This is a genomic window from Lysobacter sp. GCM10012299 (assembly GCF_042649405.1).
In the GTDB taxonomy this organism is placed as follows: domain Bacteria; phylum Pseudomonadota; class Gammaproteobacteria; order Xanthomonadales; family Xanthomonadaceae; genus Lysobacter_J.
This window is the reverse complement of the sequence record NZ_JBHRZC010000003.1, coordinates 602,172-620,675: the sequence shown is the minus strand read 5'-3', so window position 1 is coordinate 620,675 and position 18,504 is coordinate 602,172. Positions and strand designations below refer to the sequence as shown.

The 18,504-nt window shown below is 69.4% G+C and carries 17 protein-coding genes and 1 pseudogene; 10 read left to right on the top strand and 8 right to left on the bottom strand.

The window, feature by feature from the left end; all coding sequences use genetic code 11:
- Window positions 1-72 precede the first annotated feature (72 nt).
- From ACFOPO_RS10765 to ACFOPO_RS10755, 3 genes are all read right to left on the bottom strand, one after another.
- Window positions 73-615 carry an HdeD family acid-resistance protein gene (locus tag ACFOPO_RS10765; protein ID WP_386703189.1) on the bottom strand — a complete coding sequence of 181 codons (543 nt, stop codon included), beginning with the start codon at window positions 613-615 and terminating at the stop codon, window positions 73-75.
- A 50-nt stretch (window positions 616-665) separates the two neighbouring features.
- Window positions 666-2,129 carry an Hsp70 family protein gene (locus ACFOPO_RS10760; protein ID WP_386703187.1) on the bottom strand — a complete coding sequence of 488 codons (1,464 nt, stop codon included), beginning with the start codon at window positions 2,127-2,129 and terminating at the stop codon, window positions 666-668.
- Between the two features lie 79 nt (window positions 2,130-2,208).
- The gene (locus ACFOPO_RS10755) at window positions 2,209-2,925 is read right to left on the bottom strand and encodes a ComF family protein (protein ID WP_386703186.1); all 717 of its coding nucleotides are present in this window, start codon (window positions 2,923-2,925) and stop codon (window positions 2,209-2,211) included.
- 86 nt (window positions 2,926-3,011) lie between these two features.
- Here ACFOPO_RS10755 and bioB point away from each other — a divergent pair, with 86 nt between their 5' ends.
- The 7 genes and pseudogenes from bioB (at window position 3,012) to ACFOPO_RS10720 (ending at window position 9,233) form a co-directional block, all read left to right on the top strand.
- Complete coding sequence (bioB, locus tag ACFOPO_RS10750; RefSeq protein ID WP_386703185.1) at window positions 3,012-4,112, top strand: biotin synthase BioB; 1,101 nt, start codon at window positions 3,012-3,014, stop codon at window positions 4,110-4,112.
- Window positions 4,113-4,114: 2 nt separating this feature from the next.
- Window positions 4,115-5,338, top strand: a complete 1,224-nt coding sequence (gene bioF / locus ACFOPO_RS10745) for an 8-amino-7-oxononanoate synthase (protein WP_386703184.1) — start codon at window positions 4,115-4,117, stop codon at window positions 5,336-5,338.
- A 1-nt stretch (window position 5,339) separates the two neighbouring features.
- A complete protein-coding gene (locus ACFOPO_RS10740; protein WP_386703183.1) occupies window positions 5,340-5,744 on the top strand; it encodes an ACT domain-containing protein in 405 nt (134 codons plus the stop codon).
- 56 nt (window positions 5,745-5,800) lie between these two features.
- A pseudogene (gene bioH / locus ACFOPO_RS10735) lies at window positions 5,801-6,559 on the top strand (pimeloyl-ACP methyl ester esterase BioH); the annotation flags it as partial.
- A 104-nt stretch (window positions 6,560-6,663) separates the two neighbouring features.
- Window positions 6,664-7,578, top strand: a complete 915-nt coding sequence (gene bioC / locus ACFOPO_RS10730; protein WP_386703182.1) for a malonyl-ACP O-methyltransferase BioC — start codon at window positions 6,664-6,666, stop codon at window positions 7,576-7,578.
- A complete protein-coding gene (locus ACFOPO_RS10725; RefSeq protein ID WP_386703181.1) occupies window positions 7,575-8,567 on the top strand; it encodes a multidrug resistance efflux transporter family protein in 993 nt (330 codons plus the stop codon). Before bioC ends, ACFOPO_RS10725 begins: the two co-directional genes overlap by 4 nt.
- A gap of 42 nt (window positions 8,568-8,609) precedes the next feature.
- Window positions 8,610-9,233, top strand: coding sequence for a hypothetical protein (locus tag ACFOPO_RS10720; RefSeq protein WP_386703180.1), 624 nt, complete (start codon window positions 8,610-8,612; stop codon window positions 9,231-9,233).
- Here ACFOPO_RS10720 and ACFOPO_RS10715 read toward each other — a convergent pair.
- From ACFOPO_RS10715 to ACFOPO_RS10700, 4 genes are all read right to left on the bottom strand, one after another.
- Window positions 9,203-10,723, bottom strand: coding sequence for an ArnT family glycosyltransferase (locus tag ACFOPO_RS10715; RefSeq protein WP_386703179.1), 1,521 nt, complete (start codon window positions 10,721-10,723; stop codon window positions 9,203-9,205). The two genes, ACFOPO_RS10720 and ACFOPO_RS10715, sit on opposite strands and share 31 nt — an antisense overlap.
- A 76-nt stretch (window positions 10,724-10,799) precedes the next feature.
- Entirely contained in the window at window positions 10,800-11,228 is a 429-nt protein-coding gene (locus ACFOPO_RS10710) for a ketosteroid isomerase-related protein (protein ID WP_386703311.1), read from the bottom strand.
- A 175-nt stretch (window positions 11,229-11,403) separates the two neighbouring features.
- Window positions 11,404-12,387 carry a pyridoxal-phosphate dependent enzyme gene (locus tag ACFOPO_RS10705; RefSeq protein WP_386703310.1) on the bottom strand — a complete coding sequence of 328 codons (984 nt, stop codon included), beginning with the start codon at window positions 12,385-12,387 and terminating at the stop codon, window positions 11,404-11,406.
- 24 nt (window positions 12,388-12,411) lie between these two features.
- Window positions 12,412-13,341: a DMT family transporter gene (locus tag ACFOPO_RS10700; RefSeq protein ID WP_386703178.1), complete on the bottom strand. Its 930-nt coding sequence runs from the start codon at window positions 13,339-13,341 to the stop codon at window positions 12,412-12,414.
- A 154-nt stretch (window positions 13,342-13,495) separates the two neighbouring features.
- Between ACFOPO_RS10700 and ACFOPO_RS10695 the strand changes: the two genes are divergently transcribed.
- Window positions 13,496-14,125, top strand: a complete 630-nt coding sequence (locus tag ACFOPO_RS10695; protein WP_386703177.1) for a hypothetical protein — start codon at window positions 13,496-13,498, stop codon at window positions 14,123-14,125.
- Between the two features lie 683 nt (window positions 14,126-14,808).
- A complete protein-coding gene (mnmG, locus tag ACFOPO_RS10690) occupies window positions 14,809-16,698 on the top strand; it encodes a tRNA uridine-5-carboxymethylaminomethyl(34) synthesis enzyme MnmG (protein WP_386703176.1) in 1,890 nt (629 codons plus the stop codon).
- Window positions 16,699-16,716: 18 nt separating this feature from the next.
- Here the strand turns inward: mnmG and ACFOPO_RS10685 are convergent, their stop codons facing one another.
- A complete protein-coding gene (locus ACFOPO_RS10685) occupies window positions 16,717-17,586 on the bottom strand; it encodes a helix-turn-helix domain-containing protein (RefSeq protein ID WP_386703175.1) in 870 nt (289 codons plus the stop codon).
- Between the two features lie 131 nt (window positions 17,587-17,717).
- On the opposite strand from ACFOPO_RS10685, the gene ACFOPO_RS10680 reads away from it, so the two are divergent.
- Complete coding sequence (locus ACFOPO_RS10680; RefSeq protein WP_386703174.1) at window positions 17,718-18,485, top strand: hypothetical protein; 768 nt, start codon at window positions 17,718-17,720, stop codon at window positions 18,483-18,485.
- The last annotated feature ends 19 nt before the right edge of the window (window positions 18,486-18,504 follow it).

Genomic DNA, 18,504 nt, shown 5'->3' with positions numbered 1-18,504 from the left:
GCCCGGGTAAGCGAAGCGCACCCGGGGTGGTCACACCCGGGGTCCCGGGTGCGCTTCGCTTACCCGGGCTACTTACTGGCGGCGCAGCAGGCGCCAGCCGAGCACCAGCTGGAACACGCCATACAGCAGCGCACCGATCGCCACCCACAGCGCGATCGTGGCCAAACCGATGTCGGGCTTGGCCAGGAACAGCACGCCCAGGGCAATCGCAAGCACGCCGCTCAGCGCAAGCAGCCACTCTCCGCTCACCAGCTTGCGCACCAGCGACGCGAACACCAGCCGCGCGATACCGGCCACGATCAGCCACAACGCCAGCAGCCACAGCATCGCTTCGGCCAGCCACAGCGGTTGATACAGCGCCAGCAGGCCCAGTCCAATCGAGGCCACCGCGTACGCGATGAGCAGCCAGTTCGGCAGTGCGATGTCCTTGCGGAACACGCTGAGCAGGCTGACCGCGCCGTCGATCAGGGCGAGCAGGCCGAAGGCCATCACCATCACCTGCACCGTGCGCTGCGGCCAGCACAGCATCGCCACGCCGAACGCCAGCGCGATGACGCCGTACAGCACGAACACCCAGCCGCTGCGCGCCACGGAATCTTCCGTCATCCTGCCCATCGCCCGCTCCTGTCCGTGAGAGTCGCAGCAGGGATACGGCGCGCGCGCGGTCAGGTCAAGTCAGTCTGTTTCTCAGCCGCCGCGGCGTGGGCCAGCCCGGTCACCACCCCCAGCGACGCATCGCCGCCGACGATCTCCGCTCCCGGGAAGACCTCCCGCACCGCCAGCGGCACGTACGGCGATCGCGACATGCCACCGGTGAGGTAGACGACGTCCGGTTGGTACGGAAGCTCCGCCCGGGCGCGGCGCATCAGCTCGCCCAGGTGGCGCAGGAACGGGCTGGCTGCATCGCGCAGGCGTTCCTTGTCGAGGTGCACCTGCAGCCCGTTCTCGATGTAGTCGAGCTCGAACGCGACCCGCTCTTCGTCGCTCAGGCGGATCTTGGCCTGCTCGACGCTGCGGTTGAGGCGCACGGTGTGGCCGGGGTGCTTGAGTTGCTCCAGACGCTCGCCGTACGGCGCCTGCACGTGCTTGAACGACGCATGCTGGAACTTGTTCTGCCGCTCCAGGTCGTGGACGGTCGACGCCTCGTAGTAGCGATGCACCGCCGTCGGCGTCACGCCCTTGCCGAACAGCGCCATGACGCCGCGCATGCTCAGCTCGATGTCGACGTCGGTGCCGCCGACCGGGTCGCCCCACGAGCCGTCGATGACCGGCGCGGCGGCCGATCCGCCGACGTGGGCCAGGGCGATGTCGGTCGTGCCGCCGCCGATGTCGAGGATGAGCGTGCGCCGCGGCGTGGCCACGGCACGGTGATACCCGTAGGCCGCCGCGGCCGGTTCCTCGAGGAACTCGACGGCATCGAACCCCGCGGCGTAGGCGGCATCGGTGAGGATTTCCAGCGCCTGCACGCCGCCGGCTTCCTTCATGCTGCTGCGGAAGCGCACCGGCCGTCCCATCACGGCCGCGCGCACGTCGGTGCCCAGCTGCGCCGATGCCGTGGTGCGGATGTGGCGCAGCAGCTGCGTGGCGATACGCAACAGCGCCTCGCGCGCATTGCCTTCGAGCTTGTAGCCCAGCATCGACTTGGGCGAGACGACGAGGTGGCCGGTGCCGCTGGCCATGTACGCCTTGACGGCTTCGTCGCCGTAAAGCGCGTTCTCGACGTCGGCGCCAGCGTCCATCGCCTTGCGGATCTCGTTGGCCGCCCATTGCCGGCGCACGGCCACGACCGCGGCGCGGTGCATCTCGTGGTCCGATTGCTTGCGCGCCGTCGGCACCAGCGCCAGCGCCTCGTCGCGAAGGTGCGCCGGCCGCCGCATGGCTTCCTCGCGCAGGCGTTGCACGCGCGCCTGTTCCTGGCTCTGGTCGCGCTTGGCGCCGGCGACGAGTGCGCGCACCTGTTCGTCCAGTTCCGGCGTCAGTTCGAACTGCGAGACGTCGGGCATGCGCAGCGGGAAGAACACCGTCGTGCGGAACTGCCGGTCGTCGCCGAAGCGGATCAGCTGCAATTTGCCGTCGACCACCGCGCCTGCGGCCGAATAACTGGTCCCGAAATCGATTCCGATACGCATGAGACTGCCGGTGCTCGTGTACTGCCGTTGGTGACCCGCCAGTTTGACGTGTACGCGCCGCGCTGACGAACCCTGGCAGTCAGACCACCCGCGCACACACCCACACATCGACGCGCGCCACGCCCGCGCGCCGCAGGGCCAGGGCCGCGGCGCGCGCCGTGGCGCCGGTGGTCATGACGTCGTCGATCACCGCGACGTGCGCCGGCAGCGCGGCACCGGCACGACACGCAAAGGCATCGCGCACGTTGCGGCGGCGAGCATCGACATCCAGCGTCGACTGCGCCGCGGTGGCGCGTCGGCGGTGCAGCAGGTCGTCGCGCAGCGGCAGCTGCAGCGTGTTCGCCAGCGGCCGTGCCAGTTCCAGCGCCTGGTCGTAGCCGCGGCGTCGCAGGCGCGAGCGGTGCAGCGGCAGGGGAACCAGCGCCTGCGGGCGGTCGGCGTCGGCCAGCTCGCGTGCCATCAGGGTCGCCAGCAGACGCGCGCTGGCCAGGTCGCCGTGGAATTTAACGCGGGGCAGCAGGCGGTCGATGGGGGCGGCGTAGATGAAGACCGCCCGCGTCGACGCCTGCGGCGGTGGTTGCCGCAGGCAGGCGCCACAAGTCGTCGCGGTCCGTTCCAGCGGCAAGGCGCAATGCCGGCAGCCTCGGCGGTTGTAGGGCAGGGCGGCCAGGCACGGGCGGCACAGGTCCAGACCATCGGCGCCGGGATCGCCGCAAACCAGGCAGTGCGGGGGCCACAGCGCCGCGCCGAGACGCCGCAGCCAGGCCCGCGGGAGGCCGCCAACCGGGGCTGTCAACTGGATTACCCCCTGTTTGGTTGACAGTGCCGGTCGCCCTTTCCAGACTGCCGGCCCTGTCCCGCTGCAACCGTCGGAAAAGCCACATGTCAGCTGTCAGCGCTGCCCCTTCTTCTTCGCTTACCCCTGCTTCCGACCTCAGCGCGCTGCGCCACGACTGGTCGCGCGCCGAGGTCCGTGCCCTGTTCGACCTGCCGTTCCCGGAGCTGCTGCACCGCGCCGGCCAGGTCCACCGCGAGACCTTCGACCCGGCCGAGATCCAGGTCAGCACGCTGCTGTCGATCAAGACCGGCGGCTGCCCGGAGGACTGCGGCTACTGCCCGCAGGCCGCCCGCTACCACACCGGCGTCGAAGCGACGAAGCTGATGAGCACCGAGGCGGTGATCGAGAAGGCCCGCCAGGCCAAGGCCGCTGGCGCCAGCCGCTTCTGCATGGGCGCGGCGTGGCGCTCGCCGAAGGACCGCGACATCCCGAAGGTGGCCGCGATGATCTCGGAAGTGAAGGCCATGGGCCTGGAGACCTGCGCCACCCTGGGCATGCTCTCGGGCACCCAGGCGCAGGCGCTGCGCGAGGCCGGGCTGGACTACTACAACCACAACCTCGACACCGCGCCGGAGTTCTACAACCAGATCATCCACACCCGCGAGATGCAGGACCGCCTCGACACCCTGTCCCACGTCCGCGACGTCGGCATGAAGACCTGCTGCGGCGGCATCGTCGGCATGGGCGAGTCGCGCGAGCAGCGCGCCGGCCTGCTGCAGACCCTGGCCAACCTGCCGGCGCACCCGGACTCGGTGCCGATCAACCGCCTGGTCCAGGTCGAGGGCACCCCGCTGGCCGGCGCCGAGCAGCTGGACCCGTTCGAATTCGTCCGCACCGTGGCCGTGGCCCGGATCCTGATGCCGCGCTCGATGGTGCGCCTGTCGGCCGGCCGCGAGGCCATGAACGACGAATTGCAGGCCCTTTGCTTCCTCGCAGGGGCAAATTCCATCTTCTACGGCGAGAAATTGCTGACGACCGGTAATCCCGACACGGAGCGGGATATGGCATTGTTTGCCCGACTGGGCCTGCGACCGATGCAGGTCACTCAACAGGGGACCACCGTGCACGCCGATATCGTCGAAACCGTCGACGCCGACCCGTCGTCGGTGTCTTTGCGTCCAACCAGCCCACCCTGCGCGGCCTGACCATGGCCCGGGCGACGTGGCGTGAGCGAATCGAAGCGGCGCGCGAGCAGCGCGTTGCCACCGCGCGCGTCCGCGTGCGCCGCACGGTGACCCAGCGCGACGGCGCGCGCTGCGTCGTCGATGGCCGGTCCCTGCTGAATTTCTGCGGCAACGACTACCTTGGCCTGTCGCAGCACTTCGCCGTGGTCGGCGCGCTGCAGGACGCGGCCTCGCGCGAGGGCGCCGGCGGCGTCGCCTCGCACCTGGTCTGCGGCCACCACGCCATCCACGACGCGCTCGAGCGCGAACTGGCCGACTGGCTCGGCGCGCCGCGCGCGCTGCTGTTCGGTAGCGGCTACCTCGCCAACCTCGCCGTGATCCAGGCCCTGCTCGGCGACGAGGACGTCTGCGTCCAGGACCGCCTCAACCACGCCAGCCTGATCGACGCCGCGCGCCTGTCCGGCTGCCGCCTGCGCCGCTATCCGCACGGCGACGCCGAGGGCGCCATCCGCCAGTTGCGCGGGATGCCCGAAGGCTTGGCGATGATCGCCACCGACGGCGTCTTCAGCATGGACGGCGACGTCGCCCCGCTGCGCGAGCTGGCCCTGGTCGCGCGCGTGCAGAAGGCCCTGCTCTATGTCGACGACGCCCATGGCGTCGGCGTGGTCGGTCCCGACGGACGCGGCACGGTGTCCGCGGCCAAGCTCGGCATCGCCGACGTGCCGCTGCAGCTGGCCACGCTCGGCAAGGCGCTGGGTGGCTACGGCGCGGCCGTGGTCGGTGATGCCGACCTCATCGGCCACCTCGCCGAGACCGCGCGCAGCTACATCTACACCACCGCCTTGCCGCCGGCCCAGGCCGCGGCGACGCTGGCGGCGGTCAAGCTGGCGCGCAGCGAACACTGGCGCCGCAACAAGCTCGAAGAACTCACCGGCCGCTTCCGCGAGCGCGCCAACCGCCTGGGCCTGGACCTGCTCGACTCGCAGACGCCGATCCAGCCGGTGCTGTGCGGCGAGGACGACCGCGCGCTGGCGATGGCGCAGTCGCTGGAACAGGCCGGTTACTGGGTCGCGGCGATCCGCCCGCCGACCGTGCCCGAAGGCCGCGCGCGCCTGCGCGTGACGCTGTCGGCCCTGCACGGCGCCGGCGACGTCGACGGCCTGGTCGATGCGATTGCCAAAGCCCGGGACCGCCTCAACCTCGGCATGACCGGACTTCCCGAGCGCAATCTCGCTCTGGTGCGTTGAGGTGCCTGAGCGCGACCTCGCGCGCCTGCTCGCCACGTTGCAGGTGACCGCCCGCGAAGGCGAATTCGTCTTCGTCAGCCGGCCCGACGCCGATCCGGGCCTGGCCGCGCTGGCCGAAGCCAGCGTCCGCGAAGAGGAAGGCGTCACCTACGTGCTGCCGCGGGCCAAGGCCGATGCGCTGCGGCTTTCCTACGATTTCCGCGCGGCCTGGCTCAGCCTGGGCGTGCATTCGGGGCTCGACGCAGTCGGGCTGACCGCCGCGGTGGCCACCGCGCTGGCGCAGCAAGGCATCCCCTGCAATGTCCTGGCCGGCTTCCACCACGACCACCTGCTGGTCGCGGCGGAACGGCGCGAGGACGCGCTCGCGGTGCTTTCGGCACTTTCGGTGCAGGCACCGGGCCACTGAACCCGGATAATCGGCCATCCCCCACGCCGCAAGGCACCCGGTTCCAAGGCAACAACATGTACATCGAGACGCGCGGGCATGGTCCCGCGCTGGCAATGATCCACGGCTGGGCCATGCACGGCGGCCTGTTCGCGCCGCTGGCCGAGCGCCTGGCGCAGCGCTACACGCTGCACCTGGTCGACCTGCCCGGCCACGGCCATTCGCGCGACGACGCCACCCCGCTGCAACCGCAGGCGCTTTCCGCCGAACTGGTCGCGCGCGTGCCCGACGCGGTCTGGCTGGGCTGGTCGCTGGGCGGGCAGTTCGCGCTGCGCGCCGCGCTGGATTTTCCGCAGCACGTTCGCGGCCTGGTCATGATCGCGTCGTCGCCGCGCTTCGTTGCCGGCGACGGCTGGCCGCATGGCGTCACGCCGCAGCTGTTCCGCGATTTCGGCGACGCGCTCAGCCGCGACTTCCGCGGCACGCTCGAGGGTTTCCTGGCACTGGAGGCGCTGGGTTCGGCGCACGCGCAGGAGGAACTGCGCAGCCTCAAGGTGCAGGCGTTCGAACGCGGCGAACCGGCCGAGCGCGCGCTGCAGGAAGGTTTGTTGCTGCTCGACGGACTCGACCTGCGCGCCGAACTCGCGAACCTGCAGGTGCCGAGCCTGTGGATCTCCGGCCGTCGCGACCGGCTGGTTCCGGCCGGCGCGATGCCGGCGGCGGCCGCGCTGGCGCCGGATGCGCGCAGCGTGGTCATCGCCAATGCCGGGCACGCGCCGTTCCTGGGGGCGACGGACCAGGTGGCTGCGGAGATCGATGCGTTCATGGCCGAAGTGGATCGTCATTCCCGCGCAGGCGGGAATCCAAAGACGTCCACGCCGTTACCGCCGGAAGCCACGTCCATGGATTCCCGCCTGCGCGGGAATGACGGGGCGCAGGCATGACCGAGCTGTTCGACCACCGCCAGGTCCGCCGCGCCTTCTCGCGCGCCGCCCACGGCTACGACAATGCCGCCGCACTGCAACGCGAGGTTGCTTCGCGGCTGATGGAACAACTGGATTACCTCGACGACCCCGCCCTCGGCCGTGACCCGCCGCAGGTGGTGCTCGATGTCGGCTGCGGCCCCGGCCATGCCGCCATCGCAATGCAGAAGCGCTGGCCGAAGGCGCAGGTGGTCGCGCTCGACCTCGCCCTGCCGATGCTGCGCGAGACGCGCCACAACGCCGGTGGCTGGCGCCCGCGCTTCCTCGGTGGCGCGCGTCCCGAGGCCGTCTGCGCCGATGCGCGCGCGCTGCCGTTGCGCGACGGCAGCGTCGACGTGCTGTTCTCGAACCTGTGCCTGCAGTGGGTCGAGGACCTGCCGGCGGTGTTCGCCGGTTTCCGCCGCGTGCTCAAGCCCGATGGCCTGATGCTGGTCTCGACTTTCGGCCCCGAAACGCTGCACGAACTGCGCGGCGCCTTCGCCGAAGCCGACAACGTGCCGCATGTCAGCGCGTTCGCCTCGATCGCGCAGTTCGGCGATTCGCTGATCGCCGCCGGCTTCAAGAATCCCGTGCTCGACCGCGACGAGTTCGTCCTGAGCCATGCCGACCTGGGCGAGCTGATGCGCGAGCTGCGCACGCTCGGCGCGACCAATGCCAACGTCGATCGCCGCCGCAGCCTGACCGGCCGCGCCCGCTTCGCCCGCGCCGCGCAGGCGTACGAGGAATGGCGTCGCGACGGCCGTCTTCCGGCAACGTGGGAGGTGATCTACGCCCACGCCTGGGGCCCGCAACCGGGCACGCCGATCCGCGTCGGCGGCGTCGACGAAGTGCAGGTGCCCGTGAGCCGGATACCGATCCGGAAGCGCACGTGACCACGCGCCGCCTGGCGCTGGGCGCGGTTGCCATCGCCTTGGCATCGGCGTTCTTTTTCACCTGCACCTACGTGCTCAATCGCGCCGCCGCCGTCGAAGGCGGCCACTGGGCGTGGACGGCATGCCTGCGCTACCTGATCACGCTGCCGCTGATGCTGCCGCTGATGCGCTGGCAGGGCGGCATGGCGCCGGTGTGGCGCGCGATCCGTGCCCACCCGGGGCCGTGGCTGTTGTGGAGCGGCATCGGCTTCGTGCTGTTCTACCTGTGCCTGAGCTTCGCCGCAGCCAGCGGGCCGTCGTGGCTGATCGCCGGCACGTTCCAGCTGACCGTGATCGCCGGGATGCTGTGCGCGCCGTTTCTCTATCGCGATGCACGTGCGCGCATCCCGCTGCCGGCGCTGCTGACCGGCATGCTGGTGGTGGTCGGCGTGCTGCTGATGCAGTTCGGCCATGGCGGCGGTGGCCTCGATCGCGACGGCTGGATCGCGCTGGTGCTGGTGGCCGCCTCGGCGTTCGCCTATCCGCTGGGCAATCGCGGCCTGCTGCTGCACCTGGAGAAGGCCGGCGTCGAGCTCAACGCCACCCAGCGCGTGTTCGGCATGACCCTGGCCAGCCAGCCGATGTGGCTGGCCGTCGCAGCGTTTGCCTGGGCCGGCACCGGTTTGCCGTCGATGGGGCAGGTCTGGCTGGCTGGCGGCGTCGCGCTGGGCGCCGGCGTGATCGCCACCGTGCTGTTCTTCCAGGCCACCGGCATGGTCCGCAACGATCCGACCGCGCTGGCCGCGGCCGAGGCCATGCAGGCGGCCGAGATCCTGTTCGCCACGCTGATCGGCGTGCTCTGGCTCGGCGAGCAGTGGCCGCAGGGGCGCGCGCTCGGCGGCGCGGTGCTGGTGGTGGTCGGCATCGTGGTCTTCAGCCTGGTCGCCGCGCGCGCCGCGGCGGGCGACAAGCGGGCAACGCAGGAGCTGCGCGGCGACCGGGGCGCGTAGCGACCGGTGCAACGTTCAGGTGCGGCTGGTTAGATTCCGACCATGCCGACCTTCGCCATGACGACCTTGAAGCGCCACCTCCCGCATCCGCTGCTGGCCCTGTCGCTGCTGGCCAGTGCGCCCGCATTCGCCCAGTCCGCGAACCCGCTTGAACAGTGGGGCATCGACGCCGGTGCGCTGCTCGGTGACAGCCGCCAGTTGCTGCTGCGCGCACCCGACGCCAGCGTCGACGGCCTGTTCCAGGCCATCCATGCCGGCGCGCAGTCGCCGCAGGATGCGCGGGTGATGTGCGAGCTCTTCGATCCCGGCGCCGAGCGCACGATCGAAGGCTACAACGGTATCGCCTCGCAGCTGAGCCCGGCCAGTCGCGAGCGCTTCGCCAACGCCGTCGCCGATTTCCTCGTGGCCTCCGCGCAGAGCCCACCGCAGCCGTACGACCCCGCGCTCGCGCAACAGGCATTGAAGGCCGCCGGCGTGCGCGCGGCGATCCTCAACGACGGATTCCTCGCCGGGCTCAACGGCAACGACCATCCGGCGCGTTGCCGCTCGGTGGGCGCATTGCTCGATTCACTGCAAGCCCGCCCGGTCGCCGAACGCGCATCGGTGATGCGCTTCCTGCTCAGCCAGGGGCTGGACTACCTGGCGTTGGCAGGCGCGGTGCGCTGATCGACCGCGGCATGATCGACTTCGAACATCACCCGGCGCTGGTACGGCGTGCCCAGTAGCTCGGCGCGATAGCCCAGGGCGGCGATCCGCGCCCGCACCAGCGGCCAGTCCTGCTGCTTGCACACCCAGACCACGCCGCTCTCGTGCTCCGCCAGTTCAACGGCCAGTGGCTCGTCGTAGGGCGGATTGAAGCGCGGCTGGTGCAGCGCATCGAGCGAGATCTTCTCGATCTCGGTGCCGGTGCCCAGGTGCAGGTGCAGGCCGTAACGGGCCATGTCCTCGACGAATACCACTTCCTGTACCGGTACGCGCGAGCGTTCGCGGATGGCATCGGCCCATGCACTGGCGTCCTTGTGCGTCGGCCACCACGCCAGCGCCAGTTTGAGCGCAAGGAGCATCGCCACCCACGCCAGGAGCCATCGCCAGCGCGGCAGCGAGCGGCCTTCGCGCTGCCATTGCTGCGCAACGATCACCGCCATGGGAACGAACAACGGCAATACATACAGCGGCATCCGCGAGCGCGCCACGCAGAACACCAGCAGCGGCAGCAGCAACCACAGGCTCAGCAGCAGCCAGTTCGCGTCGGCCAGTCGTTGCTCTGGGCCACCTCGCCAGCGACGAACCGATGCAGGAAGGGTGCGTGCCCAGCGCCATAGCGCCGGCGTCCATGGCAGCGTGCCGAGCACGACCGTGGGTACATAGATCTCGAGCCATCCATACCATTCGCCATGGCGGCCGAACTCTCCGGTGGTCACCCGGTTCACCAGTTCGTCGCCGACGAAGTAACGAAACAGCCCCGGGTTGCCATGGAACACCGCCAGGTACCACGGCAACGCCAGGACCGCGAACAGCACGATCCCGGACCATTGCAGCGTGCGATGCGTGCGCCGGCCGGGCAGCAGGTAGTTGAAGAGCAACACCACGGGCAACGGCAACAGTCCGGCCGGTCCCTTGGTGATGAACGCCAGTGCGAATCCCACCCACATCAGTGCGATCCAGCGGCGTGTCTGGGTGCCATGGCCGAAGCGCGCCTCGACGAAGGCCCACATCGCCAGCGTTTCGCAGGCCGCCAGCAGGTAGTCGGTGGTGATCAGCTGCGACGCGCCGACGGTGAAGAGCATCGTGGCGTAGGCGAGCATCGCGACGTGCTCGCTTCCTGGCGACAGTCGCCTGGCGATGCGGCCCGTCAGCCACACGCACAGCAGGTACGACAATGCGGCGGGCAATCGCGCCGCCCAGGTGTTGGCGCCGAACACGGCGATGCTCGAGGCGATCGCCCAGTAGGTCAGCGGCGGCTTGGTCCAGTGCCCGACTTCGTGGTTGCGGTGCGGGTTGAGCCAGTCGCCGCTGGTGAGCATGTTCAAGGCGACGTTGGTGTAGCGACCCTCGTCCGGGTCCCACATGCCGCGCGTGCCGAGGAAGCACAGCGCCAGGACCACCGATGTCAGCGCGATCCAGAGTGAAGGCGAACGCAGGACGGCAGGGGGCATGCAGGGTCACCTGCGGTGCGGTGGCGCGACTCTACGCGGGGATCTGTAAATTGTTTGTCGGAAGAGCCAGCCTGTGTCAGCCGCCAACCTGCGCGATCCAGTCTTCGAGGTTGTAGTAGTTGCTGACGCGCTGGATGCGGCCGTCGTTGACTTCGAAGAACGCGCCGCCGGGCAGTACGTACTTCTGTCCACGCGCTTCGGGCAGGCCGGTATCGCTCACCAGGTACTCGCCATGGACGATGTATTCGGCCGCGGCGCGGGCGCCGTCGGGCGACACCATGACCACGATGTCCTGCAACTGCTCGCGGTAGCTGCGCGCCATGCGCTGCAGGAACGAGGCGAACGCCTCGTGGCCGATTTCGCGCGGGCCCTGGTTGAGGTCATGGATGATGCCGTCGCCAAGCAACGCCAGCATGGCGGCCCAGTCGCCGCGATTGAATGCAGCGTAGTAGGCCAGGATCAGTTCCGTGGCGCGGTCGTTGCTGCGGGTGCCGTCGATCTTCATCATCGCGTGTCCTTGCGGGGCAGCCGGCGGGAAGAGGGGGCCGGCATGGCGATCATAGCGGCGCAGCGGGTGCCCGAGTACGTGACCGGTGCCGCCAAAAGCCTTGCCAACGCAGCGTCGGCCGGGCCGTCAGCGTTAACGATTTTCCGACATCGGGCGTTTGCGGCATCGCCGGTCAGCCGCGCGCGAACAACGCCGGCAGTGCGTCCGGATCGACATTGCCGCCCGACAGCACGATGCCGACGCGCTGGCCGGCAAACAGGTCGCCATTCGTCAGCACGGCCGCCAGCGCCACCGCCGACGACGGTTCGATGATCTGCTTGGTGCGCTGCCAGAGCAGGCGCATCGCCGCGACGGTGTCGCGATCGTCGACCCGCAGCACTTCGGCGCGGTGCTGGTGGAGCATGCGGAAGTTGGGGTCGCCGAGCGTGCCGCGCAGGCCGTCGCAGATGGTGTCGGGAGTGAAGCGGGTGACGCGCTCGCCCTGCTGCAGCGAGGCCCAGGTCTCGGCCGCGCCGCTCGGCTCGGCCAGGATCAGTCGCGTGGTGGGTGACAACGCGGCCACGCTCAGTGCCGTGCCGCCGGCCAGCCCGCCGCCGCCGACCGGTACCACCAGCGCGTCGAAGGCGCCGTTGTTCGACAACAGCTCCAGCGCCGCGGTGCCCTGGCCGGCGATCACGCGATGGTCGGTATACGGATGCACCAGCTCGGCGCCGGTCTCGGCCTGGACCTGGGCGCACCTGGCTTCACGCGCTTCGATGGTGGCCGCGCAGCGGTGCAGCACGGCGCCGTAGGCTTCGATCGCCGCCACCTTGGCCGCGACCGCACCCTCGGGCACCACGACATGGCAGGCCACGCCACGCGTGCGTGCGGCCAGGGCCAGCGCGGCGCCGTGATTGCCGGACGAATGGGTGACCACGCCGCGCGCGGCTTCCGCTTCCGTCAGCGACCAGATCGCATTGCAGGCGCCGCGGAACTTGAAGGCGCCGGCGCGTTGCAGGTGCTCGGCCTTCAGGTGCAGCTCGCAGCCCGCCAGGGCATCGAGGCTGCGCGAGCGCAGCACCGGCGTCACGTGGGCATGCGGGGCAATGCGCGCCGCCGCGGACAGGACCGCTTCGAAGTCGGGCAACGCGGTGGCGTGCGGGGTGGTTTCGCTGATGGCGGCGTTGTTCATTCGCGGATGCTATCGCGACGCAGGCCGGTTGAGCAGGCTCACTGCCGCCGAGCCGGCGACCACGAGTGCGGCGCCGATCCAGCCCAGCGTGGTGATCCGTTCCGGTGCCAGCCATTGTGGCCACAGCGCATGCACCGCCGTCGCCGCGGCGATGCACAGCAGCGGGGTGGTGGCGAGGATGGCCGACACGCGCGATGCCTCCCAGTGCGCCAGCGCCTCGGCGAATGCGCCATACGCGCCGATGGTGTTGAAGGCGCAGTACATCAGCATCGCCCAGTGCACCGCGTCGAGTTTCAGCAACGCGGCCGGATGCGCGAACGGCAGCAGCGCCACGCTGGCGAAGGCATAGATGAACAGCAGGACCTGCATCGAGCCCAGTCGCATCAGCAGTTGCTTCTGCAGCAGTGCGTACACGGCCCAGACGATCGCGCCGACGACGACCAGCGCCGAGCCGAGCACGTAGCCGGGCGCCCGTGCGCTGGCGGCCAGCTGGTCGGCGAAGAACAGCCCCATGCCGGCCACGAGCAGGGCCAGGCCGAGCCACTGCGCGGCGCGGAAGTGCTCGCCGAACACCCACACGCCGCCCAGGGCCATCAGCAGCGGTGCGAGCTGGATCAGCAGCTGGGCGTTGGCGGGCGTGGTGTGCTGCACGCCGAGCAGGTAGAAGACGTAGTTGCCGACCAGCATCAGTGCGGCCAGTGCGAGCATCAGCGAGCCGCGGCGGCCGAGCTGGCCGTAGCCGCCGAGCTTGCCGCGCCAGCCGAGCCAGGCGCCGGTCACCAGTGCGGCGACCAGGAAGCGGAACCAGGTCAGGGTGATCGGGTCGAGGACTTCCAGGACCAGCTTCAGCGCGATCGGCAGCGTGGCCCAGCACAGTGCGGTGACCAGGGTGAGCAGCAGTCCCAGCCGCCATTGGCCGGACGCACGGTGCAGGGTCATCAACGCTCTCGGGGGGTTCTGGGGCGTGGCATGCTGGCATTGGCATGCGGGCAGGGCAATCCGTTTACCCGGGGCTGGGGAAGTCCCGGAAAATTAAGGCCGAGTTCAATTCCACGGCCTGATGCTGACGGCCTGACCCGGGGGGTTCCGCATCATGATCCGCAAACTGCTCGTTCCCGCATTCGCAGCGCTGCTGCTGGCGGGCTGCATCACCGATTACGGCTATCGCGGCTACGGCGGCGCGGGCGACTACTACTACGGCCGGCCGAGCGTCGAGTACCGCTATTACGGCGGCTATGGCGGTTACTACGGTGGCTGGGGTGGTTACTACCCGTATGCCACTCCGTATGGCTATGGCGGCTACGGCTACCCCTATCGCTACGCCTACCCGTACCGCTATGGCTACGGCCCTTACGGCTACCCGGGTTACCGGGCCCCGTACTACAACTACCCGCGCTACAACGGTCACGGCGGCGGTCATGGTCATGGCTACAACGGCGGCTACAACGGTGGTGGCTATAACGGCGGGGGCTACCACGGCGGTGGCGGTTACAACCACGGCAACCGTCCGAACCGTCCCGGCGGCTGGGCCGGCCAGGTCCCCACCCCGCAGCCGGGCGTGCAGCCCGGACCGCGCCCGGACGGGCAGCAGGGCGGTCGCCCCGGTTCCGTTCGGCCGCCGCAGGGACCGGAGGCGAGCAACGAGCCGCGGCCGATGCCGCGAAACAACACCCCGCGCCACCCGTCGGCCGGTCGCGAACGCGTTCCGCGACAGGAGCCCTGATGGGGTTGCGCAAGCTGGCCGCAATTCACATTTTTCCGCTTGCGTCGCGCCGCGACTGACGGCAATCTGCGCCTATTGACCGATTGCGTCGCTTTTGGACGTAAATCGCAAAGCGGCCCAGATTTCCATGTCGGCGCCCGGCGAGGAACCACGGATCCCCCCTGTTCCGTCCCCGTCGGGCGTCGGCGCCCATACCGCCCACCGCGCCATGCGCGGAAGCGCGCAAACGTCCCTCCCGACCCCGCCCAGGCGGGGTCGCGACGTTTGAGAGGACAAGTTCCAGGAATGCGTCGAGCGCGGCGATAGCCGCCTGGACAACCCAACAGAATCGGCAGCCCCCTTAGTAAGGGGGCGCGGCGGCAGCCGCAGGGATTGGAGGCTCAGCCCTCGGGGCCCAAGGTTTGCACCGCAAACTTTGGGTTTTTTGCAGGCGCAGCCAAAAAAAAGAGGGGCCGAACGTCCCCCGACATTCGGCCCCCCGGCTTCCCCCGCGAGCGCTTGGCCAGCCCCTGTTCCAAATCCGGCCGGCGTTGAGCGCCTGCCCCGCTGGGTGCAATAAGTACAAAGCAGGAACCGTGCCAAGTTTCACGTGGCATTCAGACTGACCGGCAGGGCAAACCGCGGTGGCCTAAAATTCGCCAGCGTCGCCAAACCCGATACGCCGGCTAGATCCCCAGGAACCGATGAGCCAGACCTTCTACCAGTACGACGTGATCGTGATCGGCGGCGGCCATGCCGGCACCGAAGCCGCGCTCGCGTCTGCCCGCGCCGGCGCACGCACGCTGCTGCTCACGCATTCGGTGGAAACCGTCGGCGCGATGAGCTGCAACCCGGCCATCGGTGGCATCGGCAAGGGACACCTGGTCAAGGAAATCGATGCACTCGGTGGCGTCATGGCGCGCGCCGCCGATGCCGCCGGCATCCAGTGGCGCCGGCTCAATGCGAGCAAGGGCCCGGCCGTGCGCGCGACCCGCTGCCAGGCCGACCGCGCGCTGTACCGCGCCTTCATCCGCCGCGCGGTCGAGAGCCAGCCGAACCTCACCCTGTTCCAGGCCGCAGTCGACGACATCGTCTTCGCCGACGGCCGCGTCGCCGGTGCCATCACCCAGACCGGGCTGCGCTTCGAAGCACCGGCCGTGGTGCTGACCGCGGGCACCTTCCTCGCCGGCAAGGTCCACGTCGGGCAGACCACCTATGCCGCCGGCCGTGCCGGCGATCCGCCCGCCGTCGCCCTGGCCGCGCGCCTGCGCGAAGGCCCGTTCGTGGTCGACCGGCTCAAGACCGGCACGCCGCCGCGCATCGACGGACGCACGCTCGACTACTCGGTGATGGAAGAGCAGCCCGGCGACGATCCGCGCCCGGTGATGTCCTTCATGGGCAGCCACGCCGACCATCCGCGCCAGGTCTCGTGCTGGATCACCCACACCAGCGAGCAGACCCACGAGATCATCCGCGGCGCGCTCGACCGCTCGCCGCTGTACACCGGCCAGATCGAAGGCATCGGCCCGCGCTACTGCCCCTCGATCGAGGACAAGGTGGTGCGCTTCGCCGAGAAGCCCAGCCACCAGATCTTCGTCGAGCCTGAAGGCCTCGACGTCGCGGAGATCTACCCCAACGGCATCTCCACCTCGCTGCCGTTCGACGTGCAGCTGGCGCTGGTGCGTTCGATCCGCGGTTTCGAGAACGCGCACATCACGCGTCCGGGCTATGCGATCGAGTACGACTTCTTCGATCCGCGCGGCCTGAAGTCGACGCTGGAAACCAAGGCGATGTCGGGCCTGTTCTTCGCCGGCCAGATCAACGGCACCACCGGCTACGAGGAAGCCGCCGCGCAGGGCCTGCTCGCCGGCGTCAACGCCGCGCGCTTCACCCGCGGCCTCGAGGGCTGGTCGCCGCGCCGCGACGAGGCCTACCTCGGCGTGCTGGTCGACGACCTGATCACCCACGGCACCAGCGAGCCGTACCGCATGTTCACCTCGCGCGCCGAGTACCGCCTGCAGTTGCGCGAGGACAACGCCGACGCGCGACTGACGCCGGTCGGGCGCGAACTGGGCCTGGTCGACGACGCCCGCTTCGCCCGTTTCGAGGCCAAGCGCGAAGCCGTCGCCCGCGAGAACACGCGCCTCGGCGCGGTCTGGGCGGCGCCTGGCAATGCCCTGGGCCGCGAGGCCATGGCCGTGCTCGGCATCGAGATCAGCCGCGAGACCAGTGCCCTGGACCTGCTCAAGCGCCCCGAACTCGATTACGCCAAGTTGATGCAGGTGCCGTCGCTGGGGCCTGCGGTGGACGACGCCGAGGTCTCCGAGCAGGTCGAAATCGGCGTCAAGTACGCCGGTTACCTCGATCGCCAGCGCGAGGAAATCGCGCGCCAGCAGCGCCACGAAACCACCGCCATTCCGGACGACTTCGACTACGCCGCCGTGCGTGGCCTGTCGGCGGAAGTGCAGGGCAAGCTCGAGCGCGTGCGGCCGCAGACCATCGGCCAGGCGCAGCGCATTCCGGGCATGACGCCGGCAGCGATCTCGTTGCTGCTGGTGCACCTGACGCGCGCCCGCCGCGCCCGCGTCGCCTGATATCAGCGTGACCTGACCTCACGACGAATGCTCGCGCCGGAACTCGCCCGGCGCGCAGCCGGCGTCGCGCTTGAAGAACTTGATGAAGTTGGCCACGTCGTCGAAGCCAAGCTGCCCGGCAATGGTGGCGATGGGCAGCGCGGTCTGCGCGAGCAGGCGCTTGGCCTCCAGGTTGATGCGCGCGGCGATGAATGCCTTGGCCTGCACGCCGGCCACCTCCAGCGTCGCGCGCGTCAGGCTGCGCTCCGAGCATCCCAGCGCCTTGGCATAGGCGGCGACCAGGTGGTGCTGGGCGTAGTTGGATTCGAGCATCTGCTGGAACCGGCGAAAGCGCTGCAGGCTGGCCACCGAAGCGCCTGACTGCGATGCCTGCCGGCCGTGGCTCAGGTGCAGCCGCAGCAGCAGCGAGTACAACTGGTGGCGCAGCAACGGATGCACTTCATCGCTCGCCCATCCCGACGCCGAATCGGCGTGCATCCGGACGATCGTGTCGAGCACCGCGCGATACTCGTCCCCCTCCAGCGCCATGTGGTTTGGCAGCGCCTGCAGGCTTGAGTGCGCCTTGAGTTCGTCGATCCGCACGCTGGTCTGCAACGGCGCCAGGAACTCGGGGCGGAAGATCACCACCCAGCCGTCCCATCTGGCCTGCATGTTGAAATGCAGCGCCTGCTCCGGCCGCAGCGCGAGCAGCGAACCGGGCCGGCACGGAACCACGGTGAAGTCCACGGTGTAGTCGAAGCGTCCGTCGGTCACGCAGATCAGCATGTGGAAGCCGATGCGCTGGGTGACGCCGAAGTGCGCCTCGTCGACGCGGCCGCGCAAGTCGGCCACCGTGAAAATCTCCACGTCCAGCCCGTACTCGCCAGGCGGCTGGTACGCGACGCGCATGATGCTGTCGCTTTGCCGGTTCCGCATCCCAAGATGTCCGAAATTCACAGCAGGCTGTCGTCCATTGACCTGTGAATCATAGGCCCCCTGCGGAAAATGACCACCAACCTCACCGAACGAGTGAAACCCGCATGACCATGTCGCCCAAGGCGCAGGTGGCGCTGCTGCTGAAAAGCATCGAGACAGGCGAGGCCCAGCCTGTAGGCTACATCCATCCCAGCCGTTACGTGCAGCACAACCTCGCGGTCGGCGACGGCCTGGCCGGTTTCGGCGAATTGCTGCAGCAACTGCCGAAGGGCAGCGCCAGGGTCAACACCGTGCGCGTGTTCCAGGACGGCGACTTCGTCTTCGCCCACACCGACTACGACTTCTTCGGGCCGAAGATCGGTTTCGACATCTTCCGCTTCGACCAGGGCAAGATCGTGGAGCACTGGGACAACCTGCAGGAGCGTCCGGATTCGCCGAACCCCAGCGGCCACACCATGATCGACGGCACGCTGCTCGTGGTCGATCTCGACAAGACCGCGGCCAACAAGACGCTGGTGCGCGCCTTCATCGAGGACATCCTCATCCACGGGCGGATGGAACGGCTGTCGGGTTACTTCGACGGCGACCGTTACATCCAGCACAACCCGCACATCGCCAATGGCCTGTCGGCGCTGGGCGCCGCGCTCTATGCGATGGCCCAGCAGGGCAGGGCGATGAAGTACGAGCGCGTCCATCGCATCCTCGGCGAAGGCAACTTCATCCTTTCGGTCAGCGAGGGCCAGATCGGCAGCCAGCACGTCGCCTTCTACGACCTGTGGCGGATCGAGGACGGCAAGATCGCCGAGCATTGGGACACGATCGAGGCGATCCCGCCGCGGGAGCAGTGGAAGAACGGCAACGGCAAGTTCTGACGGCAGGCATCCCTTCGGC

Bases quoted from the DNA above. Each gene is read 5' to 3' on its own strand.
- ACFOPO_RS10700 (WP_386703178.1), bottom strand. From the start codon at position 13,341: ATGACCCTGCACCGTGCGTCCGGCCAATGGCGGCTGGGACTGCTGCTC.
- ACFOPO_RS10720 (WP_386703180.1), top strand. From the start codon at position 8,610: ATGCCGACCTTCGCCATGACGACCTTGAAGCGCCACCTCCCGCATCCG.
- ACFOPO_RS10710 (WP_386703311.1), bottom strand. From the start codon at position 11,228: ATGAAGATCGACGGCACCCGCAGCAACGACCGCGCCACGGAACTGATC.
- ACFOPO_RS10760 (WP_386703187.1), bottom strand. From the start codon at position 2,129: ATGCGTATCGGAATCGATTTCGGGACCAGTTATTCGGCCGCAGGCGCG.
- ACFOPO_RS10685 (WP_386703175.1), bottom strand. From the start codon at position 17,586: ATGCGCGTCGCGTACCAGCCGCCTGGCGAGTACGGGCTGGACGTGGAG.
- ACFOPO_RS10695 (WP_386703177.1), top strand. From the start codon at position 13,496: ATGATCCGCAAACTGCTCGTTCCCGCATTCGCAGCGCTGCTGCTGGCG.
- ACFOPO_RS10680 (WP_386703174.1), top strand. From the start codon at position 17,718: ATGACCATGTCGCCCAAGGCGCAGGTGGCGCTGCTGCTGAAAAGCATC.
- ACFOPO_RS10715 (WP_386703179.1), bottom strand. From the start codon at position 10,723: ATGCCCCCTGCCGTCCTGCGTTCGCCTTCACTCTGGATCGCGCTGACA.
- bioF (WP_386703184.1), top strand. From the start codon at position 4,115: ATGGCCCGGGCGACGTGGCGTGAGCGAATCGAAGCGGCGCGCGAGCAG.
- ACFOPO_RS10765 (WP_386703189.1), bottom strand. From the start codon at position 615: ATGGGCAGGATGACGGAAGATTCCGTGGCGCGCAGCGGCTGGGTGTTC.
- bioC (WP_386703182.1), top strand. From the start codon at position 6,664: ATGACCGAGCTGTTCGACCACCGCCAGGTCCGCCGCGCCTTCTCGCGC.
- bioB (WP_386703185.1), top strand. From the start codon at position 3,012: ATGTCAGCTGTCAGCGCTGCCCCTTCTTCTTCGCTTACCCCTGCTTCC.
- mnmG (WP_386703176.1), top strand. From the start codon at position 14,809: ATGAGCCAGACCTTCTACCAGTACGACGTGATCGTGATCGGCGGCGGC.